General features: G+C 65.0%; 17 protein-coding genes. 7 read left to right on the top strand and 10 right to left on the bottom strand.

Features of this window, described 5'->3' with window-relative positions; all coding sequences use genetic code 11:
• Positions 1-203 precede the first annotated feature (203 nt).
• From BZF61_RS09245 to BZF61_RS09230, 4 genes are read right to left on the bottom strand one after another with little or no spacing between them, the layout of a single operon-like run.
• Complete coding sequence (locus BZF61_RS09245) at positions 204-1,793, bottom strand: GMC family oxidoreductase (RefSeq protein WP_086618726.1); 1,590 nt, start codon at positions 1,791-1,793, stop codon at positions 204-206.
• Between the two features lie 24 nt (positions 1,794-1,817).
• Entirely contained in the window at positions 1,818-2,780 is a 963-nt protein-coding gene (locus BZF61_RS09240) for a sterol desaturase family protein (RefSeq protein WP_086618724.1), read from the bottom strand.
• Positions 2,773-3,192: a hypothetical protein gene (locus BZF61_RS09235; RefSeq protein WP_086618723.1), complete on the bottom strand. Its 420-nt coding sequence runs from the start codon at positions 3,190-3,192 to the stop codon at positions 2,773-2,775. Before BZF61_RS09235 ends, BZF61_RS09240 begins: the two co-directional genes overlap by 8 nt.
• 10 nt (positions 3,193-3,202) lie before the next feature.
• On the bottom strand, positions 3,203-3,634 hold the full coding sequence (locus BZF61_RS09230; protein WP_086618721.1) for a protein tyrosine phosphatase family protein: 432 nt from the start codon (positions 3,632-3,634) through the stop codon (positions 3,203-3,205).
• Between the two features lie 274 nt (positions 3,635-3,908).
• Between BZF61_RS09230 and BZF61_RS16065 the strand changes: the two genes are divergently transcribed.
• The 7 genes from BZF61_RS16065 to BZF61_RS09195 all read left to right on the top strand — a co-directional run bounded on the left by BZF61_RS16065 (position 3,909) and on the right by BZF61_RS09195 (position 10,753).
• A complete protein-coding gene (locus tag BZF61_RS16065) occupies positions 3,909-4,667 on the top strand; it encodes a cold-shock protein (protein ID WP_086618719.1) in 759 nt (252 codons plus the stop codon).
• A gap of 143 nt (positions 4,668-4,810) precedes the next feature.
• Entirely contained in the window at positions 4,811-6,010 is a 1,200-nt protein-coding gene (locus BZF61_RS09220; RefSeq protein ID WP_086618717.1) for an aspartate aminotransferase family protein, read from the top strand.
• Positions 6,007-6,954 (top strand): ornithine carbamoyltransferase, encoded by a 948-nt coding sequence (gene argF, locus BZF61_RS09215; protein WP_086618714.1) that lies wholly within the window; start codon positions 6,007-6,009, stop codon positions 6,952-6,954. Before BZF61_RS09220 ends, argF begins: the two co-directional genes overlap by 4 nt.
• Before the next feature lie 53 nt (positions 6,955-7,007).
• Positions 7,008-7,898: an Hsp33 family molecular chaperone HslO gene (hslO, locus tag BZF61_RS09210; RefSeq protein WP_086618712.1), complete on the top strand. Its 891-nt coding sequence runs from the start codon at positions 7,008-7,010 to the stop codon at positions 7,896-7,898.
• 85 nt (positions 7,899-7,983) lie between these two features.
• Positions 7,984-8,403: a hypothetical protein gene (locus BZF61_RS09205; protein ID WP_245804565.1), complete on the top strand. Its 420-nt coding sequence runs from the start codon at positions 7,984-7,986 to the stop codon at positions 8,401-8,403.
• 49 nt (positions 8,404-8,452) lie between these two features.
• Positions 8,453-9,145, top strand: a complete 693-nt coding sequence (gene queC, locus BZF61_RS09200; RefSeq protein WP_086618709.1) for a 7-cyano-7-deazaguanine synthase QueC — start codon at positions 8,453-8,455, stop codon at positions 9,143-9,145.
• Positions 9,146-9,187: 42 nt separating this feature from the next.
• Positions 9,188-10,753 (top strand): spinster family MFS transporter, encoded by a 1,566-nt coding sequence (locus tag BZF61_RS09195; RefSeq protein WP_425429616.1) that lies wholly within the window; start codon positions 9,188-9,190, stop codon positions 10,751-10,753.
• A 291-nt stretch (positions 10,754-11,044) separates the two neighbouring features.
• Here BZF61_RS09195 and BZF61_RS09190 read toward each other — a convergent pair whose 3' ends face one another.
• The 6 genes from BZF61_RS09190 to BZF61_RS09165 all read right to left on the bottom strand — a co-directional run bounded on the left by BZF61_RS09190 (position 11,045) and on the right by BZF61_RS09165 (position 18,579).
• Entirely contained in the window at positions 11,045-12,184 is a 1,140-nt protein-coding gene (locus BZF61_RS09190) for an OmpA family protein (protein WP_086618706.1), read from the bottom strand.
• Between the two features lie 180 nt (positions 12,185-12,364).
• Positions 12,365-12,829: a DUF2793 domain-containing protein gene (locus BZF61_RS09185; RefSeq protein ID WP_086618705.1), complete on the bottom strand. Its 465-nt coding sequence runs from the start codon at positions 12,827-12,829 to the stop codon at positions 12,365-12,367.
• 10 nt (positions 12,830-12,839) lie between these two features.
• The gene (locus BZF61_RS09180) at positions 12,840-15,026 is read right to left on the bottom strand and encodes a phage tail protein (protein ID WP_086618703.1); all 2,187 of its coding nucleotides are present in this window, start codon (positions 15,024-15,026) and stop codon (positions 12,840-12,842) included.
• Positions 15,027-15,030: 4 nt separating this feature from the next.
• Positions 15,031-15,459 carry a hypothetical protein gene (locus BZF61_RS09175; RefSeq protein WP_086618702.1) on the bottom strand — a complete coding sequence of 143 codons (429 nt, stop codon included), beginning with the start codon at positions 15,457-15,459 and terminating at the stop codon, positions 15,031-15,033.
• Positions 15,446-16,258 (bottom strand): DUF2163 domain-containing protein, encoded by an 813-nt coding sequence (locus BZF61_RS09170; RefSeq protein ID WP_086618701.1) that lies wholly within the window; start codon positions 16,256-16,258, stop codon positions 15,446-15,448. The genes BZF61_RS09175 and BZF61_RS09170 overlap by 14 nt, the downstream gene beginning before the upstream one ends.
• Positions 16,255-18,579 (bottom strand): DUF2460 domain-containing protein, encoded by a 2,325-nt coding sequence (locus BZF61_RS09165; RefSeq protein ID WP_086618699.1) that lies wholly within the window; start codon positions 18,577-18,579, stop codon positions 16,255-16,257. The genes BZF61_RS09170 and BZF61_RS09165 overlap by 4 nt, the downstream gene beginning before the upstream one ends.
• Positions 18,580-18,591: the final 12 nt, after the last annotated feature.

Raw genomic sequence — 18,591 nt, 5'->3', positions numbered from 1 at the left:
CTCCCTTCCCCCCGCCTCACCTCGTTCCTCCTGCGAACGAACAGACTTGAGCAGGCCGGAGCCGCCACCAGCGTCTCCGGCCCTTTTTTGTGTTTCGCCCCCACCTAGGCGGGGGTCCTCGGTGCCATTTCAAGCCCTGTTGGCGCGCTGCCGCGCTTGCGGCCCCGCTGGCCAATATCAGCGCGCTTGCCCAGGTTTAGGGGCTAGCCCCGCTCGGCTTGGATCACGAAGTCGGCGCATCTTTCGCCGATCATGATGCTCGGGGCGTTGGTGTTCCCGCTGACGATCGTGGGCATGATGCTGGCATCGGCCACCCACAGCCCTTCAAGGCCGTTGAGCCTGAGTGTCGGATCGACCACCGCATCGGCATCGCTCCCCATGCGGCAGGTCCCGACCGGGTGATAGACCGTGTCGGCGCGGCTGCGGATCAGCGCGTCCAACGCGGAGTCGTCAGCGAGATCGACCGGGTGGCGGTCCTTGGGACCGAAGGCCTGCAAGGGCGGGGTCTCGACGATCCGATGCGAAAGCCGCACACCGGCGCGCAAGGTCGCCATATCGCGTTCATCATCGAGGAAGTTGGGATCGATCACCGGTGCGGCGGCGGCATCGGGCGAAGCCAGCCGCACGGTGCCGCGGCTTTCGGGGCGCAGCACGCAGGCATGCAGCGAAAAGCCATGACCCTTGACCTTCTCGCGACCATGATCTTCCAGCACGGCCGGGACGAAATGCCATTGCACGTCCGGGGCGGGACTATCGGGCATCACGGTCCAGAAGCCCCCCGCTTCCGCATAGGGCGTCGTCATCACCCCGGTCCGCTTGCGCCGGTGCTCGACGATTGCGGCGGCCATGCGCAGCGTGCCCTTGAGCGAACTGCCGATCGGCACGTCGCTCTGCGTCTCCCAGCCCGAGACGTAGTCGATATGGTCCTGAAGGTTGCTGCCGACGGCGGGGCGATCGAGCACCACTGCGATGCCGTGCGCCTTCAGGTGCTCAGCCGGGCCGATCCCCGACAGCATCAGGATCTGCGGGGAATTGAACGCCCCGGCCGACAGAATGACCCCACGGCGCGCCAGCAAGGATTCGCGTTTGCTCCCGCGACGGATTGTAACACCGGTGACACGTCCGGCCTCGATCACAAGCCTCTCGACCAGCGTGTCGGTGCGCACGGCGAAGTTGCCCTGCTCGCGGATCGGTTCGACGTAAGCGCGTGCGGCCGACCAGCGTTCCCCCTTGCGCTGGGTCACCTGGTAGAGGCCGAAGCCATCCTGGCGTTCGCCGTTGAAATCGGGATTGGTGCGCAGCTGGAGCGCGGCGGCGGCCTCGACGAAGGCATGGGAGGCGGGATTGGCCGCCGTCTGGTCCGACACGAACAGCGGCCCGCCTGCACCGTGGTAATCATCCGCCCCGCGCTGGTTGGCTTCGGCGCGCTTGAAATAGGGCAGCACCTCGTCATAGCTCCAGCCGGTGCAGCCTTGCGCTGCCCAGTTGTCGTAATCCCAGCGGTTGCCCCGGATATAGACCATCGCATTGATCGCCGAGGAACCGCCGAGGCCGCGTCCGCGCGGCTGGTAGCCGGTGCGCCCGTTCAGGCCCTTCTGCGGCACGGTTTCGTAGCGGTAGTTCGACTTTTCCGGAATGAAGGGCATGAAGCCCGGGGTCTTGATGAAGATGTTGTCATTGCGCCCGCCCGCTTCGAGCAGGCACACCCGGCGCGTCCCATCCACGGCCAGACGCCCGGCAACCGCACTGCCGGCGCTGCCACCGCCGATGACGATGTAGTCGAAACTTTCCATGATCTCTCCCTTTGGTGGAGGAGACTAGAAAGCTTCGTTGGCCTGCGCAATCGGGTTTCGATCAGCCACTGACATTGGTGTAGGCAAGGCCCCCTGTCCGGTGCGCGCGCGCCATCTTTCGCGGATCATATCCGAGGTTTCGCGGCTGCCGTCATGGCTCCAGCCCGGCTCGCGCAGCAGGTAGGAAAGCTTGTGCCGCCACGGTGCGCGCCAGATGTCGGCGATCATCTCGATCCATTCGTGGAACACCGCCCACAGGAGGTTGAAGCTGCCGAGCTGCTTGACGATGCCATAGCGGATCGGCTCGCCATCGACTTCCGGTTGGAAGGTGCCGAAGATCCGGTCCCAAACGATGAAGACGCCCGCGTAGTTGCGGTCGAGATAGCGCGGGTTGGTGGCGTGGTGCACGCGGTGGTGGCTGGGCGTGTTCATCACCGCCTCGAACCAGCGCGGCATGCGCTTGATCGCCTCGGTGTGGATCCAGAACTGATAGATCAGGTTGAAGCCGCCGCAGATCGCGATCATCGCCGGATGGAAGCCGAGCAGCACCAGCGGCACCGCGAACAGGAAGCCGAAGGTCAGCGAGCCGGTCCATGTCTGCCGCAGCGCGGTGGAGAGGTTGTAGTGCTGGCTCGAATGGTGGTTCACATGCGCCGCCCACATCCAGCGGACGCGGTGCCCCGCGCGGTGAACCCAGTAATATTTGAGGTCATCGAGCACGAAGCACAGCGGCCAGGCCCACCAAACGCTCCACCACTGCGGCCCGAAGTCGAACAGACGATATTGGTAGGCCTTGATGAACACCGCCACGGCGAACCCGCCGAGCAGGGCACCTGCGACGGTCGAGCCCAGCCCGAAGGCGAGGCTGACCAGCGTGTCCTTCGGCTCGTAAGCTTCCGGTGCGTGGAATTTCGCCCAGAGCATCTCGGCCAGCACCGCCAGCACGAAGAACGGCACGGCGTATTGGGTGGGGTCGAAATCAGGCATCGCTTGGCCCGTCTACCGCATTGATCGCCTCGGCCCAAGCCTGCGGGTCGGGCAGCGTGAGAAAGACCTTGCCGAAGCGCGGCTCGCCCGGGTCGACAATGAGGTTGAACTTGCCCGGACTGTCCTCCAGCCGTGCCCGGGCAGCAGGGCCGAGCACCCGGCCGGCGAAACGGTTGCCGTGGCGCTTGATCACGATGATCCGTCCCCCCGCATCGCGGGCCAGCGCGGCCGCCCCTTCCGCATCGCGGGCCAGCGCGACAGGAATGAAGCCGTCCTCGACTTCGCTGGCCGCCCGGCGCACGGCCGCTTCGCTGTCCAGCCGCGGCATACCGCCCAGCTTCATCGCCCACGCCAGCCCCGCCAGCGCAAGAATTGCGACCAGCGACCCGGCAGTCTGGAGCAGGAATTCCATCGCCAGCGCCTCAACGCTGGGCGAGCATATCGATCAATGGCCTGATCGGGCTGACATCGTAACCCGCCTGCATCGCCGCACGGGCGATGGTCTCGGGTTCCTCGCCCAGCTTTGCCGCCGCCAGCGCCCAGAGGAAAGTCGAGCGCGTGCCCGAACGGCAATAGGCGAGAATCGGCCCCTCGGCCTGTTCCAAGGCGGCGATCATGGCATCCACCTGGGGTTGGCTGAAGCCCGAATGACCGACCGGGATAGCCACATAATTCAGCCCGGCCGCGGCCGCTGCGGCGTTGATTTCCTCGCCTTGGGGTGCGTCCGGATCTTCACCATCGGGGCGGTTGTTGACGATGGTGGTGACGCCAAGCGCCGCAGCCGTGGCCACGTCCTCCAGCGCAAGCTGCGGGCTTACAAGCACATTTTCATTGAGTTTGCGAAATCCGCTCATGTCCAAATCCTGCCGCCCGGGGGTTTGCGATTGCTCGCCTCATGCCCAACCGTGCGGGATCGCACAAGCACCGGCAGAACCATACGCTGCATCGACCTGCCGAGTGTGCGGCGGGCCTCGGTAAAATCGTTCGCAAAGCAACTCGTTGTGCGCTATGCATGGCGCACAGGGTGCTCCGGTCGGCAGGGCCGGTGCATCTGTATCCGGTGCGGCTCACTGTCCACGCCATCGGAACATTGGAGGTCGGGCAGTGTGGCAAGGTGTGTTCTGATATATGGGTTACGATAGGGGACGCCGGCGCGGCCGCGACAAGCGCGACGGTTTCGGCGAAGACGGCTTCGATCCGTTTGGCGGCGGGAATGACGGTTTTCCGCCCCCGCGCGACTTTGGCGGGGATCGCTTTGGCGGCGGCGATCGCTTTGGCGGTGGCGGCCCTCGCGGCGGCGGTGGCGGCCTGCGTGGCCCCGGCGGTGGCGGCCTGCGTGGCCCCGGCGGTGGCGGCCTGCGTGGCCCCGGCGGTGGCGGCGGCTTCAGCCGCATGCCTGCCCAGGTCGTCGGCACCGGCAGGGGCATCGTGAAGTTCTTCAACGCCCAGAAGGGCTTCGGCTTCATCCAGCAGGAAGGCGGCGGAGACGATGTCTTCGTTCACATCAGCGCGGTCGAACGCGCTGGCCTTGAAGGGCTCGCCGAAGGTCAGGAGCTCCAGTACAATCTGGTTGATCGCGGCGGCAAAGTGTCGGCGCAGGATCTCCAGATTATCGGCGACGTGATCACCGCTCCGCAGAGGGGCGCAGCCCCGCAGCGCGAACTGACGGGGGAGCGTGCCAGAGGCACTGTCAAGTTCTTCAACGCGATGAAAGGCTTCGGGTTTCTCGTGCGTGATGACGGCCAGCCGGATGCCTTCGTGCACATCACGGCGGTGGAACGTTCGGGCCTTGCCGGTATCCACGAGGGTGAGCGTTACGAGTTCGATCTCGAGGTGGACCGACGCGGAAAATATTCCGCCGTCAATCTGGCGCCGATCCAAGGCTGAACCCGGCCCGAACCGCACTGTGCGGTTTGACCAAGGGGAAGCGGACGAGTAAACGGAATGCAGATGGCGGCTCTGGTTCAGGGCCGCCATTTGCATTTGATACTCCCTATGCATCCGCATTTGCAATTTCAGGAAAGAGCATCATGTCGATTACCCCGCTCATGCCCGTCTATCCGCGTTGCGGTGTGCGACCGGTGCGCGGCGAGCACTGCCACCTCATCGACGAGGACGGCACCCGCTATCTCGATTTCGCCAGCGGTATCGCGGTCAACCTGTTGGGCCATTCGCACGAGGGGCTGATTTCGGCGATCCAGCGCCAGGCGGCGACGCTGATGCACGTGTCGAACCTCTACGGCAGTCCGCAGGGCGAGGCGCTGGCGCAGGTGCTGGTCGACAACACCTTCGGCGATACGGTGTTCTTCACCAATTCGGGCGCCGAAGCGGTGGAATGCGCGATCAAGACTGCACGTGCCTATCATCAGAATGCCGGCGATGCGGGTGATGCCAGCCGGTTCGAGCTGATCACCTTTCACAACGCCTTCCACGGGCGCACCATGGCGACGATCTCGGCCTCGAACCAGGCCAAGATGCATCACGGCTTCTCGCCGCTGCTCGACGGGTTCAGATATGCGCCCTTCGATGACTTGGAAGCGGCCCGGGCGCTGATCGGCCCGCATACCGCGGGCTTTCTGGTCGAGCCGATTCAGGGCGAGGGCGGGATCCGTCCGGCATCGGTGGCGTTCATGCAGGGCCTGCGCGCGCTGGCGGACGAGCATGATTTGATGCTGGTGCTGGACGAGGTGCAATGTGGTGTCGCGCGCACCGGCAAGCTCTATGCCTATGAGCATTACGGGATCACGCCCGACATCATGGCGACCGCCAAGGGCATTGGCGGCGGCTTCCCCTTGGGTGCCTGCATCGCGACCGAGAAGGCGGCCCGCGGCATGACTTTCGGCACCCACGGTTCGACCTATGGCGGCAACCCTCTGGCGATGGCGGCGGGCCTTGCGGTGATGGAAGCCGTGGCCAACGAGGAATTCCTCGCCGCCGTGCGCGATAAGGGCGAGCGGCTGCGCGCCCGGCTCGAACAGTTCATCGGCAACTATCCCGAACTGTTCGAACTCGTCCGGGGCAAGGGACTGATGCTCGGCCTCAAGATGAAGATGGAGAGCCGTCCGTTTTACGTGCACCTGCGTGACAATCACCAGCTGCTGACCGTGGCGGCGGGCGACAATACGATTCGCGTGCTGCCGCCGCTGGTGATCGGCGATGCCGAGATCGACGAATTCATGGACAAGCTTTCGGCTGGTGCGGCGAGCTTCAAGGTGGCGGAGCCGGCATGACCGGGGCAGCACGTTTCAGGCACTTTCTCGATCTCGGCGATGCCGGCGGCGACGCGATCGCGGCGATGATCAATGACGCAATTGATCGCAAGGCAGGGCGTGCCGGCCTGCCGAAGGGCGCGCCCGATGCCGACGCGCCGCTCAGTGGAAAGGTGCTGGCGCTCGTGTTCGAGAAGAACTCGACCCGCACCCGCGTCAGCTTCGACATCGCCATGCGGCAGCTCGGCGGGAGCGTGCTGATCCTCGACTCCGGCTCAAGTCAGCTCGGGCGGGGGGAGACCATCGCCGACACCGCGCGGGTGCTGAGCCGGATGGTCGATGCCATCATGCTGCGCACCGACGATCACGCCAAGATCGAGGACATGGCGCGCCATGCCTGCGTGCCGGTCATCAACGGGCTGACCGACAGGTCGCACCCCTGTCAGATCCTCGCCGATCTGCTTACCGTGATCGAGCATGGCAAGGCGCTGCCCGGGCTTGAGGTGGCGTGGTTCGGGGATGGCAACAATGTGCTGCACTCGATCCTCGAGGCGGCCGGACTGATGAAGTTCAACGTCCGTGTGGCCACGCCTGTAGGATATGAGCCTGATTCGGCCTTCGTTGCCCTGGCGCGCGCGGGCGGGGCGAGGGTGACGCTGACCCAGGACGCGGCCGAAGCGGCGCGCGGCGCGGATGTGATCGTCACCGACACCTGGATCTCGATGGGGCAGGCGCATGCCGAGGCGAAGCTTGCCGCGATGGCGCCCTATCAGGTCAACCCCTACCTGATGGCGCTGGCCAAGCCCGATGCCGTGTTCCTCCACTGCCTGCCTGCCCATGTTGGCGAGGAAGTCAGCGAGGAGGTCTTCGAGGGCCCACAATCGGTGGTGTTCGACGAGGCCGAAAACCGCATCCATGCACAGAAATCGGTGCTGTTGTGGAGCTTCGGGCTGCTCGCTCCCTGAACGGGCCGAAGCCGGGCTTTCGTTCGTTGCGATCAGTCCCCATATAGCGGCACATGGCTGAAACGAGCGAGACCTTTTCCGACAAGCTGATGGGCTTCACCCTGCCCGGCCGAAGTGCGCGCGGGCGGGTGGTGCGGCTCGACGGCGTGCTGGAGCAAGTGCTGTCGGCGCATGACTACCCTGCGCCGATCACCCACCTGTTGAGCGAGGCGCTGGTGCTGGGTGCGCTGATGGGGGGCTTGCTCAAGGGCGATCACGCGCAGATGACCATGCAGGCGCAGACCAATGGCGGGATCGTGCGTTTGCTGGTGTGCGATTATCGCGCAGGCGCGGTGCGCGGCTATTGCGACTTCGATTCCGGACGCCTGGCGCGGCTTGGCGCCAATCCGTCGCTCACAGCGCTGTTCGGGGATGGCTACCTCGCGATCACCTTCGAGACCGAGGGACGCCAGCGCTATCAGGGTATCGTGCCGCTGGAAGGCGGCAGCTTGGCTGAGGCGTGCGAGGTCTATTTCGGCCAGTCGGAGCAGATCCCGACGCTGATCCGCGTCGCCAGCCGTGCGGGTGCGGGCGGCCGGTCGGCGGCGGGCCTGCTGGTTCAGCATCTGGCCGATGGCGAGGAAGGTCGCGAGCGCCTGCATGTGCGGACGGAGCATCCCGACTGGGAGCACGTCGCGATGATGGCCGGATCGATCAGCCATGACGAACTGCTCGATCCGGGCCTGTCGCTCGAGGCGATCATATGGCGGCTGTTTCACGAAGAGGATGAGGTGCGGGTGCAGTCCGGCGCGGCGCTTTCGCGGGGTTGCCGCTGCAGTGCTGAGCACTACGCGACGATCATCTCCCGTTTCCCGCCGGAGGAGCGGGCAGCGATGCGCAATGACGACGGCGTGATCGTCATCGATTGCGCGTTCTGTTCGCGTCTGTTCGAGCTTGCGGTTTGACGATTCGTCGAAAATCGTCCGGCTTCTGCGCCAAGCCTGACAATTTTTCCAAGCCAAACTGGCAAAACGCAGGCATGAAGGGGCGATGAAGCACCTTGCCATCATCCGGATGCGGGCGATCAGCCTCGGCGCCGTCGCGGCAGGCGTGATCGGTCTCGCTGCGATCCCGGGGCTGGCCCAGCGCAGCGGGCTCGCCATGCTCGGAACCCTGACCAAAGGGGAATGGACGGTGCGCTATCGAGACGGTTCGCCCGATCGCAAGATCTGCCTGCGCAGCGGTCAGGAACTGATCCAGCTCCGGCACCGGGAAAGCGGCTGCAACCGCTTCGTGGTGGAGGATGCGGCAACCAAGGTCACCGTGCAATACACCTGTGCCGGCAAGGGCTATGGCCGCACCAGCATCCGCCGGGAGACCCCCGTTCTCGTCCAGCTGGAGAGCCAGGGCATCGAAGGCGGCCTGCCGTTCCAGTTCATCGCCGAAGCGCGCCGCACCGGCTCTTGCTGAGCAGGCTGGCCCGATTGCCTTTGTGCGGGGGCGTGATAGTGCCGCTGTCATGACTGATCTGCAACCGCTCAAGCCGCTGGCCGTGGTGCTGCTTTCCGGCGGGCTGGATTCGATGGTGACCGCCGCACTGGCGCTGGAAGCGGGCTTCGCTGTTCACGCACTGACGGTTGATTACGGCCAGCGCCACAAGCTGGAGCTGCAGTCGGCCGCGCGCATCGCCGAGCGGCTTGGACTTGTCCGACATACGCAGATCGCGCTCGATCTGCGCGCTTTCGGGGGATCGGCGCTGACCGATGCGATCGATGTGCCCAAGGGCGGGGTGGGAAAGGATATCCCGGTGACCTACGTCCCGGCGCGCAATCTGGTGTTTCTGGCGCTCACCACTGCCTGTGCCGAAGCGGCGGGAGCGCGCGACGTGTTCATCGGGGTCAATGCGCTCGACTATTCGGGCTATCCCGATTGCCGCCCCGAATTCATCGCCAGCTTCACCGAGACCGCAAGGCTGGGCACCAGGGCAGGGGTCGAAGGGGCGCCCTTCACCATCCACGCGCCGCTCCAGCACATGACCAAGGCCGACATCGCCCGCGAATGCGCGCGCCTCGGCCTCGATCCGGCGTGGAGCTGGTCGTGCTACGATCCAACGCCAGAAGGACTGGCCTGCGGACTGTGCGATTCGTGTCGCCTCAGGAAAAAGGGTTTTTCCGAGGCGGGGATTGTCGATAGCACGCGCTATGATGCTTGACCGGCTGCGTGCTGGTTCTGGGCAGAATGACGGGATAGGGGATTGGTTTTGAACGACAACACCAGAGCGACCGGCGGCCGCAGCGAAGAGGCTGCGTCTGCCTATAGCTGGTATGTGCTGGTGGTGCTGGTTGTGGTCTACATTCTCAACTTCATTGACCGGCAGATTCTCTCGATCCTCGCGGTTGACATCAAGCGCGACCTGTCGTTGACCGATGGCCAGCTGGGCTTTCTGGGGGGCGCGGCCTTCGCGGTGTTCTATGCGCTGTTCGGCGTGCCGCTCGGGAGGTTGGCGGACCGCTGGCACCGGGTGCGCTTGCTGACCATCGGGTTAGTGCTGTGGTCGACGATGACGGCATTATCGGGGTTGGCGCGCAACTATCTGACGCTGTCGCTGGCGCGCATGGGCGTGGGTGTCGGCGAAGCCACGGCCAGTCCGACCGCCTACTCGCTGATCTCGGACTACTTCCCCTCGCACCAGCGTGCGACTGCGCTCGCGATCTATTCCTCGGGGCTTTACATCGGGGGAGGGGTTTCGCTGTTGATCGGAGCCAAGATCTCGCAGGTTTGGGACCAAACCTTTCCCGGCGGTGGTCTGGCGGGGCTGGTCGGCTGGCAGGCGGCGTTCATCGCCGTGGGGGTGCCGGGGCTGCTGCTGGCGCTGTGGGTGGCATCGCTGCGCGAACCTGCGCGCCAGTCAGACGCGAGTCCCGAAGGGCGCCACCCGCTGGCCGATTTCTTCTTCGACCTTTCGATGCTGCTGCCACCGCTGACATTCTACCATGCGATGCAACGGGGGCCGAAGGCGCTGTTGGTCAATATCGCGATGGCAGCGGCGATGATGATGCTCGCGCTGATCATGATCAGGCTGACCGGTAACCTGCCGCAGTGGTCGGCGATCGCTTTCGGCTATTACGCGGTGTTTTCTTGGGCTGCGACCCTGCGGCGACATGATCCGGCCACCTTCAGCCTGATCTGGGGAACGCCCGCCTTCATCTGCACAGCGCTCGGATACGGATTGGTGTCGCTCGGCGCCTATGCGCTTGCCTTCTGGGCGGCGCCCTATGCCGAGACCGTGCTCAAACTGCCAAAAGACGAGCTGGCACTGGTTCTCGGGGGGAATGGTGCTGTTTCCGGATTTCTCGGCGTTATCCTCGGTGGCCGGATGTCGGACTGGCTGCGCTCGCGCCATACCTCGGGGCGGATCCTCGTGATCATGTTCGGTATCTTGGCGCCAGTGATTCCTATCTGGGTTGGATTCACGACCGAAAGCGCCGTGGTGTTTTATGTGATGAACTTTCTGGCCGGGATGTTTGCAGCGGCAGCGCTGGGGGCAGCAGCCGCCACCACCCAGGATCTCGTTTTGCCGCACATGCGTGGCACGGCTACGGCATCCTTCTTCCTCGCCACAACGCTGGTTGGCCTCGGGCTTGGGCCGTACATGGTCGGTCAGATTTCCGAGCTGAGCGGCAGCATGCGCACCGGCGTCCTGTCACTGATCGGTGTTGCGCCCGTCTCTCTTGCGCTTCTGCTCTACACCTATCGCGCCCTGCCAACGGCCGAGGCTACGATTGCGCAGCGCGCCGAAGCGGCGGCAGCGGCGGGCTAGAGACTGACGCCGATCCTTGGCGTCCGGATTTTTCTGAGCGCATCCGACACGCGCTTAAAGCGTGCGGAGCCGCGTTGGATGACACTGGGCGAAAGCCTACGATTTAGTCCGCAAGCGGTCTTTGTATGGTCGGTGTCGGGCGCCCTTGCCCTCCTATGGTCTAGAGGCTTGCCCTTACGGGCAGTTGGCTGAGGGGCCCAGCTTCGGGCTCATGCCCTGCGTGCTTGGATGACAAAGAAAAAGGGGCCGGATCGCTCCGGCCCCTTCCATGATTTTACGAGAGGCTGCGGCTTACATGCCCGAACCCGGGCCGTAAGTCACTTCCACGCGGCGGTTCTGCGCTTCGCGCACACCGTCAGCAGTCGGGACGCGCGGCTGCGATTCACCGAAGGCTTCGCTCGAGATGCGACCATCGGGGATGCCACGACTGGTCAGATAGCTGCGCACCGCCGCGTTACGACGCTCGGCCAAGCCGATGTTGTACTTGACGGTACCCGCACGGTCGGTGTGGCCAGCCAGCATGACGCTGGCGGTGCCGCAGTTGGCATAGGCCGTAACCGCGTTATTGAGGATGGTCGCCGCTTCAGCCGTGATGTCCGACTTGTCGAAGTCGAAGAACACAATGTACGGGCCGGTGTTGCACGGCGCCTTCGGCGGCGGCGGCGGCGGCGGCGGCGGGGGCGGCGGGGGCGGTGGCGGCGGCGGCGGCGGCGGCGGAGGCGGCGGAGCTTCTTCGCCACCGAAGTTGTAGGTGATCGAGCCGAGCAGCGAGTGCGTGCTCAGCTTGGTCTCGAGAGGCCGACCCAGCGGATCCACCAGATTGACGTCGGGCGCATTGAAGTAACGATACTTCAGGCCGACATCCCACGAATCGCTGATCGGCGCACGCAGACCGGCGAGAAGTTGCCACGCGAGGCCAGTGTCGGAGTCGTTCCAAACGCCCGGGCCGTTCGCATTCACGCGGCCATCCATGTCAATCCGGGCCACGCCGATACCGCCCCCGGCGAAAGCCTGCAGCCCATCGTCCTTCCCGAAGTCGAACATGCCGTTGAGCATGAAGCTCAGCGCATTGACTTCGCCAAGCGCATCACGCGTCCCGGTGAACTTGCTGAAACCGCCGGGGGCATTCTGCGTCGGGTTCAGAGCGAGGCCCTGCGCACCAGCGCTCACCTTGTCGAGATCGGCAGCGCGGTAGCTGGCTTCCGCTTCCAGACGGAAGGAACCGAAGTCATAGCCCACGGCTGCACCGAAGTCATAATCGGTGTCGTATTCAGCACCGGCATCACCGGCAACGCCGTTCACGTCCAGACTCTGGTCTTCGACGATCATCACGCCGCCATCGCCCTGAATGTACCATTGCCCTTCGCGGGCCATGGCGGGCGTGGTCAGCGCGGTCGAAGCCATCGCCATGCCAATGACGAGTTTGCGCATTCAAATTTCCCCTTTGTTATCGGCTTGAGGCACGCGAAGTCTGTATCTTTTCCACATCCAAGAGGCAAGCGTTCAATAACAGCTATGTGTTGCAAGAATGTCTCTATCCGCGGTTTGTGATAAAAAAGACAAGTTCCTGCTCCGTTTCGCAATAGGCTTTTGGCCCTCCTGGGCGGGTTTTCACGCGGGAGGGGAAGCAATCAGGCCGAGAGCCTGCAGATTCTCGACCAACTGTGCGAGTGCATTGCGTGCTTCGATGTCGATCACGCCGCCACCACTGGGTGCCGTGATCGCGCCGGCGCCTTGCCAACCATTCCGAAAGCAGAGCCAGATCCCCGCGTTCTGGTCGAACATCAGCATCCCTTCGTCGGGAGCGATGAAGTGCCAGCTGCCTCCGATCGACAGCGCGAGCTGATCGGCCCTACCGCTCCACGCGCCCGCGGCCTCCTGCGCAACGAGATAGCACCCGCCTTCTGCGGGCAGGGCAGGCGGCTCGGCAAGGGTGGCGATCACGGTCCGCGGTACCAGGGCGTCGAGGATCGCCAGCGACTGGTTCACGAAAAACTCCTTCTGCGCCTGTCCGGCGAAAAGCAAGGGTAGCCGGGCATTCGGTGTGCCGGCGGGGAAGACAATCGGGTCGGACATTACGTTTTCCTTAGACTGAGCTGATCATGGCGAGAAACAGGGCAGGCGAATGCGCGAAGGTGCCAACCTGCTTCACCCAGAGAGCGGCGGGGCCGTAGGCTGAGATCAACCCGGCCCGCTCCTCCTGCGACAGGCGCAACCGGGCTTCGCCGAGCGACCACGCCGTGTGGGGTGCAGCGGTCGGCCCGTAGCCGACCAGATTGCTTTCCTGTTCCTCGACCAGCGGCACTTCGACGCCGTCTTCCCAGCGCCAGTGGCCGCGTGCTCGCCGCGTCCAGCGCAATTCCCAGGCGCCGGAGGATTCGATCAGCAGTCGCGGATGGACCGGCGTTGGGGGTCTGCGAGACAGTCCGGCATTGGCCAGCGGAGCGATCACCGCTTCCGCATCAGCAGTGCCGATGGCGGCAATCCGGGTCGAGGCGATCGGGGGCACATCGGTGGGATCGAGCGGGATAAGTCTTTCATCCAACAGGATCACGCTTGTCTGCGCACCATGCCCCAACGTTGCTTCCGCTTCCGTGCCTGCCCGTCCACGGAGCAGCCCGCGCAAGCGCCAGCGGCGTTCACCCAGAGGCGTCGCGCGCGCGAACTGCACCGCTTCACCGCCGACCAACAGGCGATTGGCACCCATGGCCAGCCCCTCGAGATCGGTATCGTTAAAGGACAGGTCTGCCGCAACCAGATCGAGCGTCAGGCTAGCTTCGGGCTCGAACATGACGCCGGGCGATGGGCCGAGCGGTTCGGCGAGTGTGCCCATCACCGCTCGCACGGTGCCCGAACTGCCGAGTGCGATCAGCGTGTTGCCTTGCACGCGATAGAGCGCCGCACCCCGCCACGCGTTGTTTGCAGCCGAAGCCGCGGCAAAGATCAGCGGGGTCGATGATCCGGTTGCGGCATCAGCAGGGACCTCGAAGGCCGCGAGGCTGGTCTGCGGCAGGGCCTGATCGGGTGGCGGATTGACAGTGCCCGGATCGCCTGCTGGCATCGCCATCAGACCCGGCGGCACGCGTTCGAGCACCAGCTCAACACCGCGGTCCAGCCATTCCCAGCTGCGGACGAACCACGTACCAGGCGTATCGGGCACGCGCACCATGTCGCCGGGCTGCAGGCGTGGATCGAGTTCGCCAATGCGCCAGGTCATGGTTTCGCTCTGCCAGCGTGCACGGTTGGCGCGCTCATTGGCGAGCTGGCGCGCGTCGCGCGCGAACGCCGTTGCGGGCAGCTCCAGCATCAGCTCGCGCCCGGGCCGCCGCGAGCCGAGCGCGCGCTGCACCCCCGGCTGATAGTCGCGCTCTTCATCATAGTAGCGCAGCGCCGCAGGTTCGCGTGCAGGCAGGCCGGTGCGCTGCCTGTGCCGGCCCTCCTCCTGCGCCCGGTCCCGCAGGGACAGCTGTGCCGGCAACGTGACCGGGGCATCGGTGCCGAGCCTGCGAGGCGCAACGCGCAGACCGTCTCTGCCGGAGGTGCAGACGAGCGGAATCACCTCGTCGATCGCCGCGAGAGTCGATGCCAGCTCGCCGCCTTCGTCAGCAAAGCCCCGGATATGGGCGATGGTTGTATCCGCGGTCTGGACGGCAGCCGGAACCATGTGGTTTAGCGACACGCTTGTGTCGCCGCCATGCGCGAAGATTTCGAAACTCAACGCCGGAATCCGGTTGCCGAAATCGCCCAGTTCGAGATCTTCAAAGACGACATAGGCGCAGTCGCGGAAAGCGGGCGCGCTTGCGCCCTTGTCCCCGGCAATCAGCGGATCGACCGGATCATCGCCGAAACCGCGATAGAATCGCAGCCGGCCGCCGACCTTCAGATCCTCCTGTGCCCCGCGCAGCAGATGGCCATCGGCCCAGATCCGCCCGAGCCGCGCGACCGGGGTGCTCGACAGGGCGACCGCAAAAGATGCCGAATAGGAATAAACCGTGATTGAAGGTTGCCCCTTGCGGCCCTTTTGCTTGCGCTTGCTCTCGATCAGATCGGTCGACCAGATCACGATTCCCGGCACCCGCATCCGCCCGAAATGGCGCGGGATCGGCTGGCCATAGCTCGAGCTGCTGACGTTCAGTTCGCGCAGGCGCGGGCCCTGCCGATTGCCGCCGCCGAAAATCGCGGCATCAGCCTGCTGTCCGATCAACGTGCCGATCGCCCCGCCGACCGGTCCGCCGATAGCAGTGCCCAGCGCGGTAAGAAGCAGTGTCGCCATCAGCTTAGCCTTCGGTGGTTGGTGGCACGTGCCAGCGGAAAAGGATGGACATGGCCCGGTCGCGGGGCAGCCGCACCACTCGGCCCAGTCCTGCGTGGGCGTGGACAATCTCGTCCTGCCCCGTCGTGATCATCAGATGGTGCTGGCCATAGCCGAGGCTGGCGAGCAGCACCTCGTCATTGCCCGGCTCTCCAGCGGCGGGTGCGAGGCCCGAACTTGCGGCAAATACAAGCCATGGATCGATCGCGATATTGCGCAATCCGTAACCACGCGGCGGGATGGGGTGCCGACCGATGGCGGCCAGGCTGGCATGGACGAGGCCGACGCAATCGATGCCGGTCGCAGGATCAAGGCCGTGCAGCCGAAACCGGCATCCGACCAGTCGCCCTGCCGCTTGCCCGAGTGTTAGCGGTCGGTGATCACGGCTGGCCATAGCGCGACAGCAGGTCATTGCCGGGCAGGAAGGGTTCACCGCGGAAGTTGATGGCATTGTCGAAACGGGCTGCGCAAGTCGCGATCGTGTGATCGCACCCTTCGGTCAGCTCCGCTCTGGTGCCCGGTGCGGTGCCTCGGGCGAGCGGCCGGTCAAGCAGCAGCCAGTCTCCATCGGCATCGATGATGTCGAAGCGGATGCCGGTCTGAGGTCCGGCCAGGAAGCGCAAACGCCCGTCCACGCAGCTGGCCGGGCTTACGCCTTCGAACCTTACCCGGTTGCGATCCCAATCGATCCCGGCCAGCGCATGGATCATCGTGAACCGCGTGGCCGACAGCCCGCAGCCGGGGCCGCAGAACTCGGCCCGGCAGGTCGGGCTGGTGCGCGGCACAAGATCCTGTTCGAGCAACTGTTTGCTCGACCGCAGCTCAGCCGAGAACTGCGACTGGTCGTCCTCGATCCGGCCGATCTCGCCGGTGTAGAGCACATGATGCTCGCAGGTCTGCCAGTCGACCGCACCGATCTCGATGGCCGCCGCGTCGAACAGGCCTGCGGCGAGGTCGGTCTCGCGGATCGAGGCATGGCTGATTGCGCCCTCGGCCTCGGCGCTGTCATGGGCGATATCGGCGCTGAGACGGATCGCAGCCGGCACCATGCCCGGCGCCGCGCGGTGAGTGATCCCGCCGAAGGCGAGATCACGGTCGTGGCTGGTGAAGGCCAGCATCACCCCGTCGCGGCGATAGATCCGCCAGAAGGTCGCCACCGTATCGAGTTCGCGATCGAAGAAGACGCGCATCATGTCACCTCGCGCAGTTCGATCAGCGGGATCGAAGGTGCCTCGCCCGCGCGAAAGTTGACCGCCGAGATATCGATCCGGTCCTCGGCAAAACGCACGGGCACATCGAAAAGGAATCCGGCTCTGATCTTGGCTCCAGCAGGGGGTGGCGAGAAAAAGCTGAGCACACCGCCGGCGCGCAGGGTCCAGGCCGATGTCGCTACATCATCGATGCTCACCAGCAGGGTCTCGGGGCGCGGACGGGTTATTGGCCGGATCTGCGGTTCCGGCCCGGAGCCATAAGATTTGGTCAGCTGGAAATCTGAGGCAAGCCCGTCGCCAATGCCGATCAGCTGGTCGGACATAGTCGGCGTTCCGGTCATGCCGTTGGAGCTGTGATCGAACGGATCCATGATCCGGAAGCCCCGCGCCGGCCCGCGCCGGGCGCGGAAGAAGGCGAGCAGTTCCGACAGTTCCGCTTCCGAGCGGATTCCCGGCCCGACATCGAAATGCAAGCGCGCGTCGGACCATAGCGCATTGCGCCGCTCATGGCCCGATGCGGTGACCGCAATCGAGGTCGAAAATTCGGGCGCTACGGCGGTGTTGCGCCCCAACGCAAGAGGATAAAGGACATCATCGAAGGCATCCATGGCTTGCTCCGGGGACGGGGGGAGGCGGGTGTATCCGTCGCGGTTGACCTGCGGCAGCGCCCAGACATATCGGCGGGCGATGCCGCGATCGGCGGCCTCGTCAAGCCCGCGGTCGATCCGGGTCCAGAAGGGCTCAGCATCGCCCGGATCGAGCACGAAACCTGCCAAATAGTCCTGAGCGGCAGGCGCGTAGCCAAGGCGGGCAGAAATCAAGGCATAGGCCTTGCGCCGCGCAGCATCGGCACCGCTGGTCAGCCAGTCGTAATCTTCCAGCTGCAAGCGGTCGAACGCCGGGGCGGCCCAGCCTGTGGGCAGGTTGGCGCGATAAAGCTCGGGCATCGCGGGATCGAGAATGGTTGGCGTGAAGGCCAGCAGCAGCACCTCGGCGCCGTTTGGCGCTGCGGCTCTGATCGCGGCGGTGAGATTGGCGGTCGATTGCGCGAGCAGTGCTCCGGCGGCGTCGAGAAGTGCTATTGCGGCTGGGTCGAGCGGCGCGCGCAGGTCGGCTATCACCGGCGGCAGCCCGCCAAAGGCGGTGCGCGCGGCATGGTCGTACAAGCAGATCTCACCGGCGGCCGTCACCCACCACCATGGCTCGCCGATCTGGAACCGCACCGGAAGTCCGGCTTCGGCGACGAGAGCGACAAAGGCTTCGGCGCAATCGATCAGCCAGCCCATCGCGGCACTGTTGGCGGGCGACAGAAGCGACGATGGCGGCACCCATCCGGTGAGCGCCGGAGCGCCGCTCGCGGTTCGCTGCTTCCATTCCTCTGGGCAGTAGGCATCGAACAGCTCGTAGGAGAGCGAGACGATCACCTCCAGATCGGCGGCCTGCGCCAAGTCGAAGAAGTTGCGGTGCCATGCGCGCGCGGGTTCGCACAGCGTGCCGGATGCGGTCACAAGCAGTCCGGTTTCGCCCTGCCGTTCGAGCCGCATGAAGTGGCTCATGCCGACATAGTGGACCAGATCGTCACGATAGCCGAGGCCGGTGATGGACCGGATCAGCCGTGCCGGGGTCTGGTTGTAGGAATCGTCATAGGCCGTGGCCATCCGCTCGCCATGGGGTGGCAGCAGGACATCGCCGATTTCGAGCATCCCGCGTCCACCAGTGGTGGTGATCCTCGACATCGTCACAGATCCGTTGCAGCGCCCCGGCAACGGCGCGGTGCTGCCCGCGACATAGCCAGGCGCCACCAGCGAAATGAACATGCGGTCGATATCGTCCGGGTGCACGGGTTCGCCGGGCAGGTGATAGCCGCTTTCGAGTTCCGAGAAGCGCAGCGTCACCTGCGCATCGTTCGGGGTGCCCTCGGCATAGTTCCACAATCGCACATACCAAGTGCGCTGAGTGCCAGCGGCGTCGCGTCCTTCGATCGTCAGAGTCGGTCCATTGGGCTGATCGAGCGGGATCACGCCGTCCGATTGCCAGCGGAAGCTCAGCGTCGTGTGCGAGTAGTCCCGGTCGGTCTGGTAGGCGAGCAGCGGATGATCGAGCGTGTCCGCGCTGTCCCAGATCAATCCGACCAGCTCTCCGGCATGGTGGAGTTCGACTTCCACCCGCAGCGCATCCGGACCGAGCGTCACCACCGAGGCCATCGCCGGGCGTGGAAAATTGACGGTCCAAAAGCGCGGATCGAATCGCTGGATGAAGCTGCTTTCCTGCGTGCGACGGTCGCGGGCGAGCCAGAATGCCATGGGTTTTGCTCT

Source organism: Erythrobacter tepidarius (assembly GCF_002155695.1).
Taxonomy (GTDB): domain Bacteria; phylum Pseudomonadota; class Alphaproteobacteria; order Sphingomonadales; family Sphingomonadaceae; genus Erythrobacter; species Erythrobacter tepidarius.
Note: the sequence above shows the minus strand (reverse complement) of the source record. Positions and strands in the feature narration are given on the sequence as shown.